The sequence below is a fragment of the Rhizobium sp. 9140 genome, from assembly GCF_900067135.1.
Taxonomy (GTDB): domain Bacteria; phylum Pseudomonadota; class Alphaproteobacteria; order Rhizobiales; family Rhizobiaceae; genus Ferranicluibacter.
The window spans coordinates 773,679-791,772 of record NZ_FJUR01000001.1; the positions used below are offsets into that span (position 1 = coordinate 773,679).

General features: G+C 63.9%; 17 protein-coding genes. 8 read left to right on the plus strand and 9 right to left on the minus strand.

Annotated features, from left to right (window positions below; genetic code table 11):
- Window positions 1-47 precede the first annotated feature (47 nt).
- The gene (locus GA0004734_RS03500) at window positions 48-668 is read left to right on the plus strand and encodes a LysE family translocator (protein WP_092931222.1); all 621 of its coding nucleotides are present in this window, start codon (window positions 48-50) and stop codon (window positions 666-668) included.
- Between the two features lie 80 nt (window positions 669-748).
- On the opposite strand, the gene GA0004734_RS03505 is transcribed toward GA0004734_RS03500, so the two are convergent.
- The 7 genes from GA0004734_RS03505 to GA0004734_RS03535 all read right to left on the minus strand — a co-directional run bounded on the left by GA0004734_RS03505 (window position 749) and on the right by GA0004734_RS03535 (window position 8,001).
- Window positions 749-2,149 (minus strand): FGGY-family carbohydrate kinase, encoded by a 1,401-nt coding sequence (locus GA0004734_RS03505; protein WP_092931224.1) that lies wholly within the window; start codon window positions 2,147-2,149, stop codon window positions 749-751.
- A complete protein-coding gene (gene rhaM, locus GA0004734_RS03510; protein WP_092931226.1) occupies window positions 2,146-2,487 on the minus strand; it encodes an L-rhamnose mutarotase in 342 nt (113 codons plus the stop codon). Before rhaM ends, GA0004734_RS03505 begins: the two co-directional genes overlap by 4 nt.
- Window positions 2,487-3,515 (minus strand): ABC transporter permease, encoded by a 1,029-nt coding sequence (locus GA0004734_RS03515; protein ID WP_092931228.1) that lies wholly within the window; start codon window positions 3,513-3,515, stop codon window positions 2,487-2,489. Before GA0004734_RS03515 ends, rhaM begins: the two co-directional genes overlap by 1 nt.
- Entirely contained in the window at window positions 3,512-4,549 is a 1,038-nt protein-coding gene (locus tag GA0004734_RS03520; protein ID WP_092931230.1) for an ABC transporter permease, read from the minus strand. Before GA0004734_RS03520 ends, GA0004734_RS03515 begins: the two co-directional genes overlap by 4 nt.
- Window positions 4,550-4,559: 10 nt before the next feature.
- Window positions 4,560-6,089, minus strand: coding sequence for a sugar ABC transporter ATP-binding protein (locus tag GA0004734_RS03525; RefSeq protein ID WP_245292326.1), 1,530 nt, complete (start codon window positions 6,087-6,089; stop codon window positions 4,560-4,562).
- Window positions 6,090-6,154: 65 nt separating this feature from the next.
- The gene (rhaS, locus tag GA0004734_RS03530) at window positions 6,155-7,150 is read right to left on the minus strand and encodes a rhamnose ABC transporter substrate-binding protein (RefSeq protein WP_092935862.1); all 996 of its coding nucleotides are present in this window, start codon (window positions 7,148-7,150) and stop codon (window positions 6,155-6,157) included.
- A gap of 38 nt (window positions 7,151-7,188) precedes the next feature.
- Window positions 7,189-8,001, minus strand: coding sequence for a DeoR/GlpR family DNA-binding transcription regulator (locus GA0004734_RS03535; protein WP_092931234.1), 813 nt, complete (start codon window positions 7,999-8,001; stop codon window positions 7,189-7,191).
- A gap of 200 nt (window positions 8,002-8,201) precedes the next feature.
- On the opposite strand from GA0004734_RS03535, the gene GA0004734_RS03540 reads away from it, so the two are divergent.
- Both GA0004734_RS03540 and rhaI read left to right on the plus strand, forming a co-directional pair.
- Window positions 8,202-10,301 carry a bifunctional rhamnulose-1-phosphate aldolase/short-chain dehydrogenase gene (locus GA0004734_RS03540; protein WP_092931236.1) on the plus strand — a complete coding sequence of 700 codons (2,100 nt, stop codon included), beginning with the start codon at window positions 8,202-8,204 and terminating at the stop codon, window positions 10,299-10,301.
- 25 nt (window positions 10,302-10,326) lie between these two features.
- Window positions 10,327-11,619, plus strand: a complete 1,293-nt coding sequence (gene rhaI / locus GA0004734_RS03545; RefSeq protein ID WP_092931238.1) for an L-rhamnose catabolism isomerase — start codon at window positions 10,327-10,329, stop codon at window positions 11,617-11,619.
- Between the two features lie 4 nt (window positions 11,620-11,623).
- Here rhaI and GA0004734_RS25855 read toward each other — a convergent pair whose 3' ends face one another.
- Window positions 11,624-11,782 carry a hypothetical protein gene (locus GA0004734_RS25855; RefSeq protein WP_175386208.1) on the minus strand — a complete coding sequence of 53 codons (159 nt, stop codon included), beginning with the start codon at window positions 11,780-11,782 and terminating at the stop codon, window positions 11,624-11,626.
- A 198-nt stretch (window positions 11,783-11,980) separates the two neighbouring features.
- Here GA0004734_RS25855 and GA0004734_RS03550 point away from each other — a divergent pair, with 198 nt between their 5' ends.
- Both GA0004734_RS03550 and GA0004734_RS03555 read left to right on the plus strand, forming a co-directional pair.
- Window positions 11,981-12,742: an EAL domain-containing protein gene (locus tag GA0004734_RS03550; protein WP_092931240.1), complete on the plus strand. Its 762-nt coding sequence runs from the start codon at window positions 11,981-11,983 to the stop codon at window positions 12,740-12,742.
- 438 nt (window positions 12,743-13,180) lie between these two features.
- Window positions 13,181-14,107, plus strand: coding sequence for a GGDEF domain-containing protein (locus tag GA0004734_RS03555; protein ID WP_092935864.1), 927 nt, complete (start codon window positions 13,181-13,183; stop codon window positions 14,105-14,107).
- A 55-nt stretch (window positions 14,108-14,162) separates the two neighbouring features.
- Here GA0004734_RS03555 and GA0004734_RS03560 read toward each other — a convergent pair whose 3' ends face one another.
- On the minus strand, window positions 14,163-14,993 hold the full coding sequence (locus tag GA0004734_RS03560; protein ID WP_092931242.1) for a class I SAM-dependent methyltransferase: 831 nt from the start codon (window positions 14,991-14,993) through the stop codon (window positions 14,163-14,165).
- Between the two features lie 104 nt (window positions 14,994-15,097).
- Between GA0004734_RS03560 and GA0004734_RS03565 the strand changes: the two genes are divergently transcribed.
- From GA0004734_RS03565 to GA0004734_RS03575, 3 genes are read left to right on the plus strand one after another with little or no spacing between them, the layout of a single operon-like run.
- Window positions 15,098-16,222, plus strand: a complete 1,125-nt coding sequence (locus GA0004734_RS03565; protein WP_092931244.1) for an ABC transporter substrate-binding protein — start codon at window positions 15,098-15,100, stop codon at window positions 16,220-16,222.
- 3 nt (window positions 16,223-16,225) lie between these two features.
- A complete protein-coding gene (locus GA0004734_RS03570; protein ID WP_245292327.1) occupies window positions 16,226-17,332 on the plus strand; it encodes a FecCD family ABC transporter permease in 1,107 nt (368 codons plus the stop codon).
- Window positions 17,326-18,078 carry an ABC transporter ATP-binding protein gene (locus GA0004734_RS03575; protein ID WP_092931246.1) on the plus strand — a complete coding sequence of 251 codons (753 nt, stop codon included), beginning with the start codon at window positions 17,326-17,328 and terminating at the stop codon, window positions 18,076-18,078. The genes GA0004734_RS03570 and GA0004734_RS03575 overlap by 7 nt, the downstream gene beginning before the upstream one ends.
- Window positions 18,079-18,094 lie beyond the last annotated feature (16 nt).

The window sequence follows — 18,094 nt, forward strand, 5'->3', positions numbered from 1 at the left end:
GTATCTTCGGGGCTTTCTCGATCCGTCCTTCTTGAAGGCTTCCGCCCGTGACCCTCGCCAGTCTCCTCGCCTATGCCGCCGCCCTTTTCGTCGCTGCCGCCATTCCCGGTCCGGGAATGACCGCCATCGTTGCGCGCGCCCTCGGCTCCGGCTTTCGCGATACGTTTCTGATGGGCCTCGGCCTCGTGCTCGGCGACCTCGTCTACCTCACGGGTGTGGTCCTTGGGCTCGCTTATGTGGCGCAGACCTTCACCACGGCCTTTCTCGTCATCAAGATCCTCGGCGCACTCTATCTCGGCTTCATCGCTTGGAAGCTCTGGACCTCGGGCCTGATGGCGCAGGACGTGGAGGAGAACCGGGTTCGCACCTCCCCGGGGTTCGCCTTTCTCTCGGGGCTTCTGGTCACGCTCGGCAATCCGAAGACGATGCTGTTCTACGTCGCGCTCGTGCCGACGCTGATCGACCTTAGCGCCATCGGCCCGCGCGACTACGTGTTTCTCGTGCTGACGACCTTCGTCGTCCTGCTCTCGGTGCTGATCCCCTACATCGTTCTTGCCGCGCGGGCGCGCCAGTTTCTGCGCCGGCCGAGGGCGCTGAAAATCCTCAATCGCGCCGCGGCAAGCATGCTGGGGGCGACGGCCGCCTATATCGCGCTCCGCACCGCATGAAGCGTCCGCGCGACGCCCGTTTCGGGCGACAGAGGATCGGCGACGTCACGCCGTCGAAGAACAAAGCCTGACAGGCGCTGTCAGCGGGCGGCGATCCGCTCCCGCCAGAGCCTTTGATAGGTCTCCATCTCCCCCTGCGGGCCAAGCGGCGTCACGGGTGCCGCGTCCCCGCAAGTCGAAGGCGCGATGCCGCCCGCCAGCAATGCGGCGCCGAGGCTCGTTCCCGTCGAGCCCTCCAGCGCAAGCACGTTCCGACCGGAAAAGGCCGACAGCGCCGAGAGATAAAGCCCGTTCCTCGCAAATGGCCCCTCGACCAGAAGAGGACCTCCGGCATTCAGCAGGCGCAGGCTCTCCTGCGTCATCAGCGCGAGATAGAGGCAGATCGCCGCGTGGCGCTCGGCATCCGAAGCGTCCTCTGCCGAAACCCATGTCGCCGTCATCCCCGGAAAGGGTCCACAGCCGGGGACGACGGATGGCAGGAGCATCGTGCCGCGCGCGAGGACGGCCGGGATGAGCGCTGCATCGCCGGCCTCGATCTGCTCAGCCTCCATCCCGGCGGTCAGCACCTCGTATTCCCGCCCGCCCATGAAGCGCGCGGATGGAACCGCACGGCCATAGGCGTCGACGTTCGCCAGCGTATCCCGCGCGGGATCGAGCCGCCCGAGATCGCCGCCGACGCCGAAGGAGACCACCCAGGTGCCGGTGGAGACCGCTGAAAACGGTGATTCGCGCCCGATCAGATGCGGCAGCAGCGAGGCGTTGCTGTCATGGATGCCGCAATGGACCGGGATGTCCCGTTCCGCGTCCAACCCGATCTCGCGCACGAGCGGCGCAAGCAGCGGCCCGAGAGCGTCGAAAGCGGAGTGCACCGGCGCGAGAATCCCAGAGAGATCGAGCGCATCGACCAGCGTCGAAAACCGCCCGAGCGCCGGGTTCCACAGATCCGTATGGCACCCGAGCGATGTGACCTCGGTGGTAAAATGTCCGCTGAGCCGGCCGGACCAGTATTGCGCATAGGTGACGATGGTGCGCACCCTGGCGAAAGCGTGGGGAAACGCGGTCTTCTGATAATGAAGCTGGGCGCCGAGATTGAGCCCCATCGCCAATCGGGGCGAAAACGTTTCGCTAAAGGCCGGGCGCATCCGGTCGTAATCAGACTTTATATCTTGCGGATAGTCATGCTCGTAGTCGAGCACCGGCAGCGCCAGCTCCCCGTGGGCATCGAGAAGGGCTGCCGCCGCCCCATGGGTGGTGACCGAGATCGCATCGAACCCCGGCGTGGCCGCCACCGCTTTGAGAGACGCGATGAGGAAGGTCCAGAGCGCATCCGTATCGTAATGCGAATAGGCGCCGCCGGCGATCACGCGGTTTGCCATCCGGTGGGATACGAGTTCCCGGCCGCTCGCGGTGTCGAGGACCACGAGCTTGGCATTGGTCTTTCCAATGTCGAAGACGGCGACTCTTGCGGGTATGGGGGTCATGGTTGCGGCGGCAGATGAAAAACGGGGATCAGATCGCGCGACACCGGCGCGTTGTCGGGATGCGTCTCCATGATATCGGCCATATGCGCCCACCAGCGTTTCATCACGGGATGCTCGGGCAGGGCGGCCATGCCGTGGTCGCGCGGGCGCGTGAGAACGCCGAAGAGGGTCAGCGTCTCCGGATCGAGGAAGATCGAATAGTCGCGGACGCCGGCCTGCGCGAGAAGCGCGCCGAGCTCCGGCCAGATCTCGTCGTGACGGCGGCGATATTCCGCCTCCTGCCCCGCATGCAGCTTCATGACGAAGGCGTGGCGTTCGAGCGGTGCGTCGGTGGTCATCAGGATCTCGCCTTGATGCGGCGCGCCAGGATGGGCAGCGCGATGGTGATGATGAGGAGCAGGCCGATGAAGATCGACATGACGATGCCCGGCACGTTGAGAAGCCCGAGCCCGAAGGTGACGAGGCCCATGACGAAGGCGGCAATGACGACGCCGCCGATCGTGCCGGAACCGCCGAGAATGGAGACGCCGCCGAGCACCACCATGGTCACGACCTCCAGCTCCCACCCCTGCGCGATCGAGGGTCGGGTGGAGCCGAGGCGCGAGGTGAGGCAGACGGCGGCGATGCCGCTCATCAGGCCCGTCAGCAGGAACAGGATGAACTTGATCCGCTCGACCGGAATGCCGGAAAAGCGCGCGGCGAACTCGTTATTGCCGATCACCTGAACCTGCCGCCCGAAATTCGTCGCATGCAGGAGCAGGGCGAACAGGCCGGCGAGCACCAGGAACAGCACGAACTCGAACGAGAACACCCAGACCACATAGCCCTGCCCGAAGAAGGCGAAATCGGCGGGATAGCCGCCATAGGCCTTGTCGCCGAGCACGATGTAGGAAAGGCCGCGAAACAGGCTCATCGTGCCGATGGTGACGACGATGGAGGGCAGCTTCATGACCGATACGAGCACGCCGTTAACGACGCCGCAGGCAAGCCCGACGCCGATGCCGATGCCGACAAGGCCTGCCGCGCCCACACCCGCCTGGGCCGCGGCACCCATGGCGGTGGAGGCGAGCGCGATGATGGCGGCAACCGACAGGTCGATCTCGCCGGCGATGACGAGAAGCGCCATGGCAAAGGCGATCATCGCCTTTTCGGTGAAGTTGAACGTCGCGTCGGAGAGGTTCCAGGCATCGAGGAAATAGGGCGAGGCGAGCGAGTTGAACACGAAGATCGCAACCGCCACGCCGAGCAGCAGCACCTCCCAGCTGGCGAGCAACCGGCGAAGCGGCGTACCGAGCCGGTCGGGAATGGCGCGGCGGGTGGGTGGCGTTGCCTCTGGCTGTGAGGATGTCGAGGGGATCGCGCTCATGCCAGGGCCTCCTTGTCCGTCGTGCCGGCCCTGCGGGGGGCGCCGTCTTCCGCCGCCCGGTTGCGCAGGATGATCCGGCCGCGATGGCGCTCGCGCCGCGCATTGAAGACGACGGCGAGAATGATCACCGAGCCGGAGATCGCCATCTGCGTGAAGGGCGAGATGCCGATGACGGGCAGCGCGTTTTTGATGACGCCGAGGAACAGCGCGCCGAGCACGGTGCCGATGACGGTGCCGACCCCGCCTGCAATCGAAATGCCGCCGATGACGCAGGCCGCGACGCTGTCGAGTTCGAAGCCGATGGCGATGTCGACATAGGCGACCGCATAGCGCGAGACCCAGAGATAGCCGCTGAGACCGGCGAGCGCCCCGGAAAGCGTGAAGGCGAGAAAGCGCGTATAGCCGACATCGATCCCGGCATAGACGGCAGCGACCGGATTCCCGCCCGCCGCATAGGCGGATCGGCCGAACGGCGTGTAACGCGCCAGAAGGGCGACGAGCACCACGACGAGGACGGCGACCCAGGAGAGGACCGGCAGGCCGGCGACGGCCAGCCGTGGCACGTTGAGAAACTCCGGCGTCATCTGGTGTGCGTTGACCCAGGCGCCGCCCGAGAGAACGAAGGCCATGCCGCGATAGATGGTGAGCGTGCCCAGCGTCACCACGATCGGCGGCATTTCCAGCCGCCAGACGAGAAACCCGTTGATGGCGCCAAGCGCCGCTCCGATGCCGATGGCAAGCAGGATGAGAAGCACGAGCGGCAGACCCGGCACGGCCGCGTTCAGCATCGCCACCGCCATGCCGCTGAAGGCGAGGTTGGCGGCGACCGAAAGATCGATCGACTTCGTCAGGATGACCGTCATCTGCGCCAGCGCCAGGATGATCAGGATGGCCGTGTCGTTGAAGATGACGGCGAGGTTGCGCGGGTTCCCGAAGCCGGGCGCGCGTGTCGAGAACGCGACGACCATCAGGGCGATGATGAGGAAGAGCAGAGTTTCGCGCCGTTTCAGAAAGGTCCCGGTCGATAAGGTCATGGTGTCGTCCTCACACGTTGCCGGTGGCGGCGCGCACCAGCATTTCCGGCGTCAGCCCCGCGCACGGATGGATGCCCGCCGACAGGCCTTCCTTCATCACCATCACCCGGTCCGCCATGCCGAGAATCTCCGGCAGTTCGGATGAAATCATCACGATCGACAGGCCTTCGGCGGCAAGCTCGCTGATGAAGGCGTGGACGGCGGCCTTCGAGCCGATGTCGATGCCTTTGGTCGGTTCATCGAGAATGATCACCTTCGGCTGCGTTGCCAGCCATTTGCCGATGACCACCTTCTGCTGGTTGCCGCCCGACAGCGTGCCGACGGGAACCGAGAGCGCGGCGGCGCGCAGATCCAGCCGCTCGGCATATTTCCGGGCGAGCGCGAATTCGTCGGCAAGCCGCAGGAAGCCGGCGCGGGACGTGCGGCCCAGCGAGGGCAGCGTCATGTTCTGGAAGATCGGCATGGGCAGCGCCAGACCGTGGCGGCCGCGCTCTTCCGGCACATAGACGATGCCGGCGCGGATCGCATCGCGCGGCGAGCGGATCGTCACCGGCCGGCCCTCGATCTGCACGCTGCCGCTGGCCGGTGCGGTGATGCCGAAGAGCGACTGGCAAAGCTCGGAGCGTCCGGCGCCGATCAGCCCGTAAATGCCGAGGATTTCGCCGCGGCGGAGCGTGAAGGAGATATCGTGGAACTCGGTCGGATGGCTGTAGCCGGAGACCTCCAGCACCGGTGCGCCGGGCGTCACCGCGATCTTCGGAAACGCGTCGGCGACCGTGCGACCGACCATCAAGCGCACGATATCGTCTTGCGGGGTCGTGGCCAGCACGCCGTGTCCGACCGCCTTGCCGTCGCGGAAGACGGCGTAGTTTTCGGCGATCTCGTAGACCTCGTCGAACTTGTGACTGATGAAGAGGATGGCTTTGCCCTGGCGCTTCAAGTCGCGCACGATGCGAAAGAGATCGTCGATCTCTTTGCGGGAAAGCGCTGCCGTCGGCTCGTCCATGATAACGATGCGCGCCTCGATGGAGAGCGCCCGCGAGATCGCGACCAGATGGCGTTGCGCGATCGACAGGTCCTTCAGGCGAATGGTCGGGTCGATCGTGCTTTCGAGCGACCGCAGCAGGTCTCCCGCACGCCGGTTCATGGTCGCCCAGTCGATGGTGCGAAAGCGGGTCCGCGGCGCGTGGCCGAGAAAGATGTTTTCAGCCACCGTCAGCTCGTCGAAGAGCACGGTTTCCTGATGGATGGCGGTGACGCCCGCGTCGATGGCGGCCTGCGCGTCGGCAAAAACGACCGGCGCGCCGTCGATCCGGATCTCGCCCTCGCTCGGGCGGTAGATGCCGGTGAGGATCTTCACGAGCGTTGATTTGCCCGCGCCGTTCTCGCCGATCAGCGCTGTGACTGTGCCTGGATAAAGCGCGATATCGACGCCGTCGAGCGCCTTGACGCCCGGAAAGATCTGCGAAATGCCGCGCATTTCCAGAATAGCGGGCGCGAGCGTACGATCCTCGGCGACGGGGTGTTGAAGGGCCATCATGTCCATGTCCGGTCGGAAGGAGAGGACCGGCGGCGCGGGACGGCGCCGCCGGATCGTCTGGAAGATCAGAAGACCTTGGAGAACTGGTCGATGTTTTCGGCATTGTAGACGAAGGGGTCGGCCATGGCGGCTTCGCCGTTCTCGCCGACCTTGATCTTGCCCATGCGGCCGGCTTCGATCTCCGAGCCCGGCGCACCGTCCGTGTCGCCCTTGACGAGGCGGTAGGCGATCTGGGCCGCGGAGTAGCCGAGATCGATCGGGTTCCAGATGGCAAATTCCTTCGTCGCGCCCGACTTGATCGCGCCGGCCATTTCCGAGGGGAGGCCAAGGCCGGTTACATAGACCTGGCCGATCTTGCCGGCATCCTTGACGGCCTGCGAGGCCGCGAGCACGCCGACTGTGGTCGGGGCGACGATGACCTTGACGTTGGGGTTGGAGGTCATCAGGCCCTGCGCTTCGCGGTAGCTCTTATCGGAGAGGTCGTCGCCATAAACCGTCGTGACGAGGTTGAGGCCGGGGAAGTCCTTTAGCTGCTTCTTCATTTCCTCGATCCAGATGTTCTGGTTCGTGGAGGTGGTCGTGGCCGAGAGGATGGCGAAGTCGCCCTTGCCGCCGTCGAGGTGGTCCTTGACGAGCGTCAGGCACATTTTCCCGATGAGATCGTTGGAAGACGGGTTGAGCTGCAGGATGCGGCCTTCCGGCGCAACGCCCGAATCCCACGAGATGACCTTGATGCCGCGCTGGGCGGCCTTCTTCAACGCCGGGACAACGGCGTCGGGGTCGTTCGCGGAGATCGCGATGGCATTGACGCCCTGGGCGATCAGCGCGTTGATCACCTCGATCTGGCCTTCGGCCGTCGTCGAGGTCGGGCCTGTATAGATGATCTCGACGTCGCCGAGTTCCTTGGCGGCTTCCTGCGCGCCCTTGTTGGCGGCTTCGAAGAAGCCGTTGCCGAGCGATTTCACGACGAGGCCGATCTTGACCTCTGCGGCATGTGCGGCCGAGCCGAATGCGGCCATCGCGAATACGACCCCGATGGCAAGCTTTTGTGCGAGTTTCATGCTGTCTTCCTCCCAGTTGACGATAAGTGCCCGGCCGCTCATGCGACCGATGCGGTATGATCCTTCGTATCCGACGCCGACACGGGAACCGTGATCAGCTTGACCCCCGCGGCCTCCACCATGCGCACGGCCTCCTCAGACACGGCGCTGTCGGTAATGATGGTGGAAACGTTTTCGAGCGGGCAGAGAATGAGGCTGGAGCGCCGGGCGAACTTGCCCGAATCGATCATCACGACCAGCTCGTCCGCCTGCCGCATCAGGCGCTGCTCGCTCTGGATGACCAGAGCGTCGGACTCCATGATGCCGAGCGCGCTGGCGCCCTGGGCGCCGACGAACATGCGGCGCGCCGAGAAATTCCGGATGGCGTCGTTTTCGAACGGCGACAGGATGAGGCTCTGGTCGCGATAGATCGTGCCCCCCGGCACCGTCACCGTGCATTTGGAATGTTTGACGAGGTGCTCGGCGATGGCGAACGAGTTGGTCATGACCTGCAACCTGCGGGCCGCCATGAAATGCACCATCTGGAAGGTCGTCGTTCCCCCATTGATGATGACCGCGTCGCCTTCCTCGCAGAGATCGACGGCCATGCGGGCGATTGCGCGTTTTTTATCGGAGTTGATCGATTCCGACACTCTGAATGGCCGGGCTGCGAGATTGCCGATTTGCGGCGGATGCACGGCTTCGGCCCCGCCTCGAACCCTGCGAAGCTTCCCCTGAACATGCAGCGACGCGATGTCTCGGCGGATCGTCGCCTCCGACGCATCCGTCAGTTCCGCGATATCCTGCACGGTCACCACAGGCTTTTCCTGGACGGCGCTCAAGATGATGCGATGGCGTTCGCGCTCGTGCATGGATGTCTCCTCAACAGCGAGTTATGCGAATTAAGCGGGGACTGTCAATCAATAACGATCATAAATTTCTATACTGCGCTGCAACATGAACATTTATGATCGAAAATGATTGACATGAGTGGTGGGACTGCGCGATATCGTCGGCAATACGGGGCCGACCTGCGTTCGACGCAGGGGTTCCGATACCATGGGAGGATGACATGCCGGAACAGAGCCACCGTCTCGAAAGCCGTTGGGACGATGCGATTGCGAACGATCTCGATGAGCCGGGCAAGCTTCTCTATCGCTCCAATCTCCTGGGCGCGGACAAGCGCATCACCAATTACGGCGGCGGCAATACCTCGGCCAAGGTGACCGAAACCGATCCGCTGACCGGCGAACCGGTTCGCGTTCTCTGGGTCAAGGGCTCCGGCGGCGATGTCGGCACCATCAAGCTCGATGGCTTCGCCACGCTTTATCTCGACAAGCTAGAAGCTCTGAAGGGTCTCTACAAGGGCGTCGAGGACGAGGACCGCATGGTCGGCTTCCTGCCGCATTGCACCTTCGCGCTCAACCCGCGCGCCGCCTCCATCGATACGCCGCTGCACGGCTTCGTGCCGTTCACCCATGTCGATCACATGCATCCCGACGCGATCATCGCCATCGCCGCCTCGAAGAATTCGCGCGAACTGACCAGGGAGGTCTTCGGCGACGAGATCGGCTGGCTCCCCTGGCGCCGCCCGGGCTTTCAGCTGGGCCTCGATCTCGGTGCCTTCGTCGCGGCGAATCCGAATGCCAAGGGCGTCGTGCTCGAAAGCCACGGTCTCTTCACTTGGGCGGACGACGCAAAGGCCTGCTACGAGCTGACGCTCGATATCATCAACCGCGCCATCGACTGGTTTGCCTTGAAAACCGAAGGCAAGACCGTCTTCGGCGGGGCCGTCACGTCCAGTCTGGACGAGCCGCAGCGCCGCGCCATCGCCGCCCGCCTCATGCCGGAAATCCGCGGCCGCATCGGCCGTGAGGAAAGGAAGCTTGGTCATTTCGACGATCAGGCCGCCGTGCTCGAATTCGTCAATTCCGCCGATCTTCAGCGCCTCGGCGCGCTCGGCACCTCCTGCCCGGACCACTTTCTGCGCACCAAGATCCGCCCGCTGATCCTTGATTTCGATCCGAAGGCCGAAGGCAGCCTCGATACGGCCGTTGCCCATCTCGATGCGGCGCTCGACGCCTATCGTGCCGATTACGCCCGCTATTACGAGACCTGCCGCCACGACAATTCGCCGGCCATGCGCGATCCCAATCCGGTGATCTTCCTCATCCCCGGCGTCGGCATGCTCTCCTTTGCCCGCGACAAGGCGACCGCCCGCATCGCCGGTGAGTTCTACGTCAACGCCATCAACGTCATGCGCGGCGCCTCCAGCGTGTCGGACTATCAGGGCCTGCCCGAACAGGAGGCCTTCGACATCGAATACTGGCTGCTTGAGGAGGCGAAGCTCCAGCGCATGCCGAAGCCGAAGAGCCTTGCCGGCCGCGTCGCCTTTGTTACCGGCGGGGCCGGCGGCATCGGTCGCGCCACGGCAACCCGCCTGATCGCCGAGGGCGCCTGCGTCGTGCTGGCCGATATCGATCAGACGGCGCTCGATGGCGCGCAGGCCGATTTTGCCAAGCGCTACGGCGCCGATGCCGTCCGCAGCGTCAAGCTTGACGTGACGGACGAGAATCAGGTTGCCGCCGCTTTCACGCAAGGTCTCGTGGAGTTCGGCGGCATCGATATCCTCGTCTCCAATGCCGGCATCGCCTCTTCCGCACCGGTCGAGGATACGGATCTCGCCATGTGGAACCGCAACATCGACATCCTCGCAACCGGCTACTTCCTCGTCTCGCGCGAGGCCTTCCGCCTGTTCCGCCGCCAGAAGCTCGGCGGCAACGTCGTCTTCGTCGCGTCCAAGAACGGGCTCGCATCCTCGCCGAATGCTTCGGCTTACTGCACGGCGAAGGCTGCCGAGATCCATCTTGCCCGGTGCCTGGCGCTTGAAGGCGCGGAAGGCGGCATCCGCGTCAACACGGTCAATCCCGATGCGGTTCTGCGCGGCTCCAAGATCTGGGACGGCGAGTGGCGCGAACAGCGCGCGGCCTCCTCCAGGATCGAGGTCAGCGATCTCGAGGAACATTATCGCAAGCGCTCGATGCTGAAGGTCAACATTCTCCCCGAGGACGTTGCCGAAGCCATCTACTTCCTCGCCTCCGACCTGTCGGCGAAATCCACCGGCAACATCATCAATGTCGATGGCGGCAACGCGCAGAGCTTTCCGCGCTAGGCTGTATAAGAGGGAGGAGACCATCATGACCGATTACCGCATCGCGCCCGATCTTATCGCCGCGCATAACGATAGCCGCGCCGCGTCGCAGGCTGCGGATTATCACGCCCTCGGCGAACACCTGTCGCGCCGCGGCATCGATATCGAAACGGTGACGCGGAAGGTTTCGGCCTTCCATGTCGCCGTTCCCTCCTGGGGCGTCGGCACCGGCGGCACCCGCTTTGCCCGGTTTCCGGGCATAGGCGAGCCGCGCGGCATCTTCGACAAGCTGGCGGACTGCGCCGTCATCAACCAGCTGACGCGCGCCACGCCCGGCGTTTCCCTGCACATCCCCTGGGACAAGGCAGACCCGGTCGAACTGCTGGCGGCGGCCAAGGCCCACGGGCTGCATTTCGACGCCATGAACTCCAACACCTTCTCGGATGCGGAAGGCCAGTCGCTCTCCTACAAGTTCGGCTCTCTCAGCCATGCCGATGCGGGAACGCGGGCGCAAGCAGTGGAGCACAATCTCGAATGCATCGAGATCGGCCGCGCCCTCGGCTCGAAAGCGCTGACGGTCTGGGTGGGCGACGGCTCGAACTTTCCCGGTCAGAGCCACTTCACCCGCAGCTTCGAGCGCTACCTCGCCTCCATGGGCGATATCTACGCCGCCCTGCCGGACGACTGGCGCCTGTTCTCCGAACACAAGATGTACGAGCCGGCCTTCTATTCCACCGTGGTGCAGGACTGGGGCACGAGCTACCTCATCGCCTCGACGCTCGGCCCCAAGGCCCAGTGCCTCGTCGATCTCGGCCACCACGCGCCCAACGTCAACATCGAGATGATCGTGGCGCGGCTGACCCAGTTCGGAAAGCTGGGCGGCTTCCATTTTAACGATTCGAAATATGGCGACGACGATCTGGATGCCGGCTCTGTCGATCCCTACCGACTCTTCCTCGTCTTCAACGAACTGGTGGATGCCGAGCACCACGGGATCAAGGATTTCGACCCGGCCCATATGATCGACCAGTCGCACAATGTCACCGATCCGATCGAAAGCCTGATCTCCAGCGCCAACGAGATCCGTCGTGCCTATGCGCAGGCTCTCCTCGTCGATCGCGAGGCTCTGGACGGCTATCAGGACGAAAACGATGCGCTGATGGCGTCCGACACGCTGAAACGCGCATTCCGAACGGATGTCGAGGCGATCCTCGCCGAAGCTCGCCATCGTCAGGGGGGGGCCATCGATCCGATCGGTGCTTACAGGAAGAGCGGCTATCGCAGCAAGGTGGCCGCCGAACGACCGGCAGCGCGCGCCGGCGGTGGCGGCATCGTCTGAAAGGTCAGGGCGCCTGCTGCCCAGCGCCGGCCGGTGGCTGGTCACGTACCTCGCCGGGACTGGACACGAACAGGTAGATGCCGGCGAGCACCGCACCGGCGAGGAAAAGCGTGATGACGAAAGTGATCATTCTTCTGAAGGCCGGTGCCTGCCGTTGCGCCATGGTGTCGTCTTCTCCTGTAGGGTGAAGGCCAAACCCGCGAAGTGCGAACGGGGTTCCCGAGGGTGAGGTCGTTTTGGCCGTAGGGTTCGGTCCGCAAACGTACGGACCGGGCCGATACGCGGCCTGCAAGCGCACATTTTAAGGGCGTGTTTACATGGGTAGCGTCTTATCCAGCTTACATAGAGTTGGAGAAGATCAATGCCAGAAGCCTGCCAGGGATGTCGCGACGGTGCCGACTTCCACATCCCGTTTTCCATGGCGTTCCAGCCGATCGTCGATGTCGTCTCGAAGACCACATTTGCGCACGAGGCGCTGGTCCGCGGTATCGCGGGTGAGGGCGCCGGCTCGGTCCTCTCGGCCGTCGATGCGCAGAACCGCTATGCCTTCGATCAGCAATGCCGGGTCAAGGCCATCGAGCTCGCTTCGCGGCTGTATGGCGCGCAGAGCGATGTCGGCCTGTCGATCAACTTTCTGCCCAATGCCGTCTACGAGCCCCGTGCCTGCATCCGCCTGACGCTGGCGGCCGCTGCCCGCACCAAATTCTCGCCGAAGAACATCATCTTCGAATTCACTGAAGGCGAGATCCTCGACACGGCCCATCTTCTCAATATTCTCAAGACCTATCGCGAAATGGGCTTCCGCACGGCGATCGACGATTTCGGCGCGGGCCATGCCGGACTGGCGCTGCTGGCGAAGTTCCAGCCCGATATCGCCAAGCTCGACATGGACCTCATCCGCAATATCGATACGGACAAGGTTCGCCAAACGATCGTTCGCCACACCGTCTCCATGCTGCACGATCTCGGCGTCATCCCGCTGTGCGAAGGCATCGAGACCGCAGGCGAGGCACGGGCCTTGGAAGATCTCGGCGTTCGCCTGATGCAGGGCTATTTCTTCGCGCGCCCGAGCTTCGAGGCTCTGGCCCATCCGGCGCTCGGACGGATGTCCGCCACGCATTGAACGTCGAACGGCCCGTCGTTACCCGATAATGCGGTTATATTCGTCCGCGCCTGTTTCGGTTGGTTCAGTCGTCTTTGCCGGATCGGGTTCCCGCGCGTTACGGCAGGATGTCTTCCATCGCCTCGTCATATGTACGGATGCGATGGTCTACCCGGCCTCGTTCCGGATCTGGATCGAGGTCAGTTCGAGCCTGCTTTCGATCTGCAGATGTTCGGCTGCGATGTCCCGGATCACCCGCTCGACGATCTGAAAATGATACTTTGGCATGCCAACGCGGGCTACCCGCTGCTTTCCCTCGACATAGCTGTCCGTTCTCTCTGGATCGCAGCGTGCGCTTGATCTTTTGTTCACGAGCGCCTTGTACTGACCATCGTCTCCCTTTGGTGAGGATCGAAAGCCTTGGTCGATAAAGAAGCACTGCTGCATCTGGCGCAGCTCATGGAAGGCACCGGTGTCATGGTTGCCGTCTACGATCAGGACGACCGTTTGCGGTTTGCCAATGGCGCCTTTCGTGCAGCCTGGCATATCGAGGACGATGAGCGTCCTCTCTGGTCCGACCTGATGCGCCGGAATTTTGCCGTACGGCGCGGCACGGTCATCTCGGCCGACGATTTCGAAACATGGCTGCGCTCGGTGCTCGGGCGTCGGGGAAAGACCGGTTTCCGCGCCTTCGAAACGGATCTTCACGACGGCCGGTGGCTCTGGATGACGGAGACCATGCAGGCCGATGGCTGGATGCTGTGCGTGGCATCCGACATCACGTCGCTGCGGCCGGACGAACGCGAACTGCGCCAGGCCCGCGACATGGCGATCAAGGCGTCGGAGACCGACGATCTGACCGGCATCGCCAGCCGGCGCTTCGTCATGTCGAAGCTCGAAGCGCTCGTGAAGACGGCGCCGACCGATCCTCCGATGTCAGCCGGGCAAACGGCGGCGGTCGGATGCGTCGCGGTTCTCGATATCGACAATTTCAAATATATCAACGACCGGTTCGGCCACAGCGTCGGCGACGCCGTGCTCATGGATTTTGCGGCGACGATCCAGCGCCTCGTACGCAAGACGGACGTTCTCGGGCGCGTCGGCGGCGAAGAGTTCGTTCTCGTCCTGCCGAACACGACGACCTGGGAAGCGGAAGCGATCATCGGCCGTATGCTGGCGGAGGTGCGGCAGTCCCGCCCGGTGCGCGAGCAGGTGAGCTTCCGCTATACGTTCTCGGCCGGTCTTGCCAGCGCCCGGGCGGGCGACGACCCGGCCGATCTCTATCGGCGCGCCGACCTCGCCCTTTATGCCGCCAAGATGCGCGGCCGCGACCAGATCGGCATCGATGTCGATGGCCATCGATCCAGCAGGTCGGCCGGCGGTTGACGCCCATTGCCGGACCAATGCTGCGGTTTCCGATGGAGATACCTCGGAACGAGGTTCAGTCTGGCGGGTTCAAAATCGCGGGCCTCTCCGCCACGATCGCATAGCGATGCTGGAGACCCCGTGCGAGCGCCTTGAGTCGGCCGAGATGCGCTGCCTGCGCCTTGTGAATCCGGCGAAGATCGCGGTCGATCGCGATCACCGAAAACCCTGAATCCGTCAGAAGGCGCCCGACGTCGTCGGCCCGGGCGCCGTTCGAAAAGTGCACCCGCGACAGGATGCTCCGGTGCGTGTCCGCAAGGCCTGCCGGCGCATGGGCCGGCTGCGGCGATATCCAGCCGGCCTTCTGCGAGAGCGTATCGATGCGCTTGATCACCCGCTCCCAAAAGCCCGTATGAACGAAATCGCCGTCGATGACGAGCAGCCGGCCGCCGGGTTTCAGGACCCGGTGCCACTCCCTGAAGCACGCATGCGGATCGACCAGCGTCCAGACGAGATGTCGTGTCACAACGGCATCGTAGCTTTCATCGGGTGCGAGCGTCCGTTCGGCGTCGCCCAGATGAAAGCGGATGCTGCGTCCGCGCGCCGTCGCCTTGGCGCGCGCGAGGGCCAGCATATCGTCGGACCAGTCGATGCCGGTCACGCGGTAGCCGAGATCGTCCATCAGGTGCGAGATCACCCCGGTTCCGCTGGCAAGGTCGAGGGCGGCGCGCCCGTACCCACGTCCGAGATGCTTCTCGATCAGCCCATGCCACGCCTGCCGCTCGTCCTCGGAGAAGATCTCGTGCCCCGGCGACTGGTCGAAGGTCGCGGCGCGGGCGGACCAGTAATCTCGGATCTCATCTCTCAATGTGTAATTCACGGCCTGCGCCGCCGGATCGTTTCCCATAGCTCACATCCCGCCTCAAACGTAAAACGTTTCTAAAAGATAAAACTTGACGAATAAAATCCACAAATCATATGTGCCCCGCAGGTTCCACTGGAGTTTTCCTCATGCGTCTTTCCGGCAGGTCGGCCATCGCAGCCCTCGGCCTCTTCGTGTCGTCCGTTCTTCCTGCCCTTGCCGTCGAGGTGACGGACGTGACGGGCCGCAAGGTCGATGTCAACGTGCCCGCGCGTCATGTCATTCTCGGCGAAGGCCGCCAGATCTATTTCCTCGCCGCGCTCGACAAGGAAAACCCGTTCCAGCACGTCGTTGGCTGGCGTGACGATCTGCCGAAGGCCGATCCGGAATCCTATGCCGCCTATCTCGAAAAATATCCCGAGATCGCCAAGCTCGCCACCTTCGGCGGCATGAAGGACGGCACCTTCGATATCGAGCAGGCCGTGGCGCTCAAGCCCGACGTCATCGTCATGAACCTCGACGCGAAGACCGCGACGGAGGAGGCGGGCTATATCGAAAAGCTTGCCAAGGTCGGCATTCCCCTCGTCTATGTCGATTTCCGCGAGAAGCCGATGGAGAACACCGAGCCGAGCATGCGCATCATGGGCACACTGATGGGCAAGGAAAAGGTCGCGGAAGACTTCATCGCGTTTCGCGCCGAAGCGATCCGGAAGGTGACCGATACGCTCGAAAAGAACGCTCCGAAAAAGCCGCTGGTCTTCGTCGAGCGCGCCGGCGGATACTCGGACGATTGCTGCATGTCCTTCGGCAATGAGAATTTCGGCCGGATGGTCGAGCTTGCCGGCGGTACGAACATGGCCCGCGACATCATCCCCGGAACGTTCGGCTCTGTTAACCCGGAGCAGATCATTGCCTCCAATCCGGATCAGGTGATCATCACCGGCGGCATGTGGGAAGCCTATGTGCCCGGCGGCAACTGGGTGGGCGTAGGATACGGTGCCGACCTCAAGGAAGCGCATCGCAAACTCGAGAACCTGACGAAGCGCCCCGCCTTCACGGGCATCAAGGCAGTGAACGACGGCGAGATCCACGCGATCTGGCACCAGTTCTACAATAATCCCTACCAGTTCGTCGCCATCCAGCAGATCGCCAAATGGCTGCATCCGGATCTCTTCAAGGATCTCGACCCGCAAGCGACCTTCAAGGAGCTCCACGAGCGCTTCCTGCCGCTTCCGTACAAACCGGGATACTTCGTCTCCCTCAAGGACGAATAGGCGATGACCGCGGCGGCAACCACGGAGAAGGCAGCGCGGCGCGAAAGAGATCGCGCAGGCCCGGTTGCCGAGCGCACAGGGCGTGATCAATATCGCGCCCTTGCCTTCCGACGCATCCTCATCCTGGCGGCTCTCACGATTGCCCTTGCCGCCAGCGTGGCCCTCGACATGGCGCTGGGGCCGGCGAGCTACACGCTGTCGCAGGTCCTCTCGGCCCTGTTTTCCCCGGAAACGGCCAGCAACCAGCTGCGCGTCGTCATCTGGGACATCCGCATGCCGATCGCGCTGATGGCGGTGACCGTCGGGGCGTCGCTCTCCGTCGCCGGCGCGCAGATGCAGACGATCCTCTCCAATCCGCTCGCAAGCCCCTTCACGCTCGGCATCTCCGCGGCCGCCAGCTTCGGTGCTGCCCTCGGCCTTGTCGGCGGCGTCGCTCTCTTTCCGGGGGCGACCCAGTACATGGTGCCGATCAACGCCTTCGTCATGGCGGTCGTTGCTGCCCTGTTCATTCACTTCGCCTCGACGATGCGCGGCGTGACGGTCGAGACCATCGTGCTGCTCGGCATCGCGCTGGTCTTCACCTTCAACGCGGCTCTGTCGCTGCTCGAATATCTCGGCTCCGAACAGGCGCTGGCAGCCGTCGTGTTCTGGACGATGGGCAGCCTCACCAAGGCGACCTGGGACAAGGTGGGAGTGACGGCCGCTATCCTCGTCGTGACCCTGCCGCTCTTCATGCGCCAGGCCTGGGCGCTGACCGCCCTGCGGCTCGGCGACGACAAGGCCGCGAGCATGGGCATCAACGTGCGCCGACTGCGTCTTCATACGATGCTGATCGTCAGCCTGCTGGCGGCCGTGCCCGTGTCCTTCGTCGGCACCATCGGCTTTGTCGGCCTCGTCGGCCCGCACATCGCGCGCATGGTGGTGGGCGAGGATCAGCGCTTCTTCCTGCCCGGCGCCGTCATCTGCGGCGCGCTGCTCCTGTCGGCCACCTCGGTGGTTAGCAAGGTGCTCATTCCCGGTGCGATCCTGCCCATCGGCGTGATCACCGCGCTCGTCGGCGTGCCCTTCTTCTTCGTCCTGATTTTCTCCAACAGGAGGCGGGCATGGTAAGTCTTTCCCTGAGGGATGTCGGTGCCAGCTATGGCCGCACCACGGTCCTCTCCAAGGTCGGCATCGATCCTTTGAGCCCCGGCTCCGTCACGGCCGTCATCGGCCCGAATGCAGCGGGAAAATCCACCCTGTTCAAGCGGATTGCCGGCCTGCTCGCCGGTCCGGGAACCGTCGAGCTATCGAACAAGACCCGGGGCGACCGCGCGATCTGCTACATGCCGCAGGACACAGGCTCGAATGCCGTACTCACGGTCTACGAATCGCTTCTGCTGTCCGCCAAGCAGGGCGGCGGCTGGCGGGTGCATGACGACGAACTGTTCGAGATCGACGCGATCCTCGCCTCCCTGCGCATCGAGGACCTCGCCTTCCGCGGGCTCGACGCCCTGTCGGGCGGGCAGCGGCAGCTCGTCTCGCTCGGCCAGGCTTTGGTGCGCAAGCCCGACGTCCTGCTGATGGACGAGCCGACCTCTGCCCTCGATCTTCATCGCCAGATCGACGTTCTCGACTTCGTAGGAAACCTTGCAACCCGCACCGGCATGATCGTCCTCATCGCGCTCCACGATCTCAACCACGCCCTGCGTTACTGCAGCAACACGATCGTGATCGCCAACGGCGAAATGGTCGCAAGCGGCACCACCGCCAGCGTCATCACCACCGCCATGCTGCGCGACATCTACCGTATCGACGCCCGCATAGAGCCCTGCTCCCGCGGCCGCCCCATGGTCATCGTCGACGGCGCTCTCTGAGGGATAGGCGCGGGCA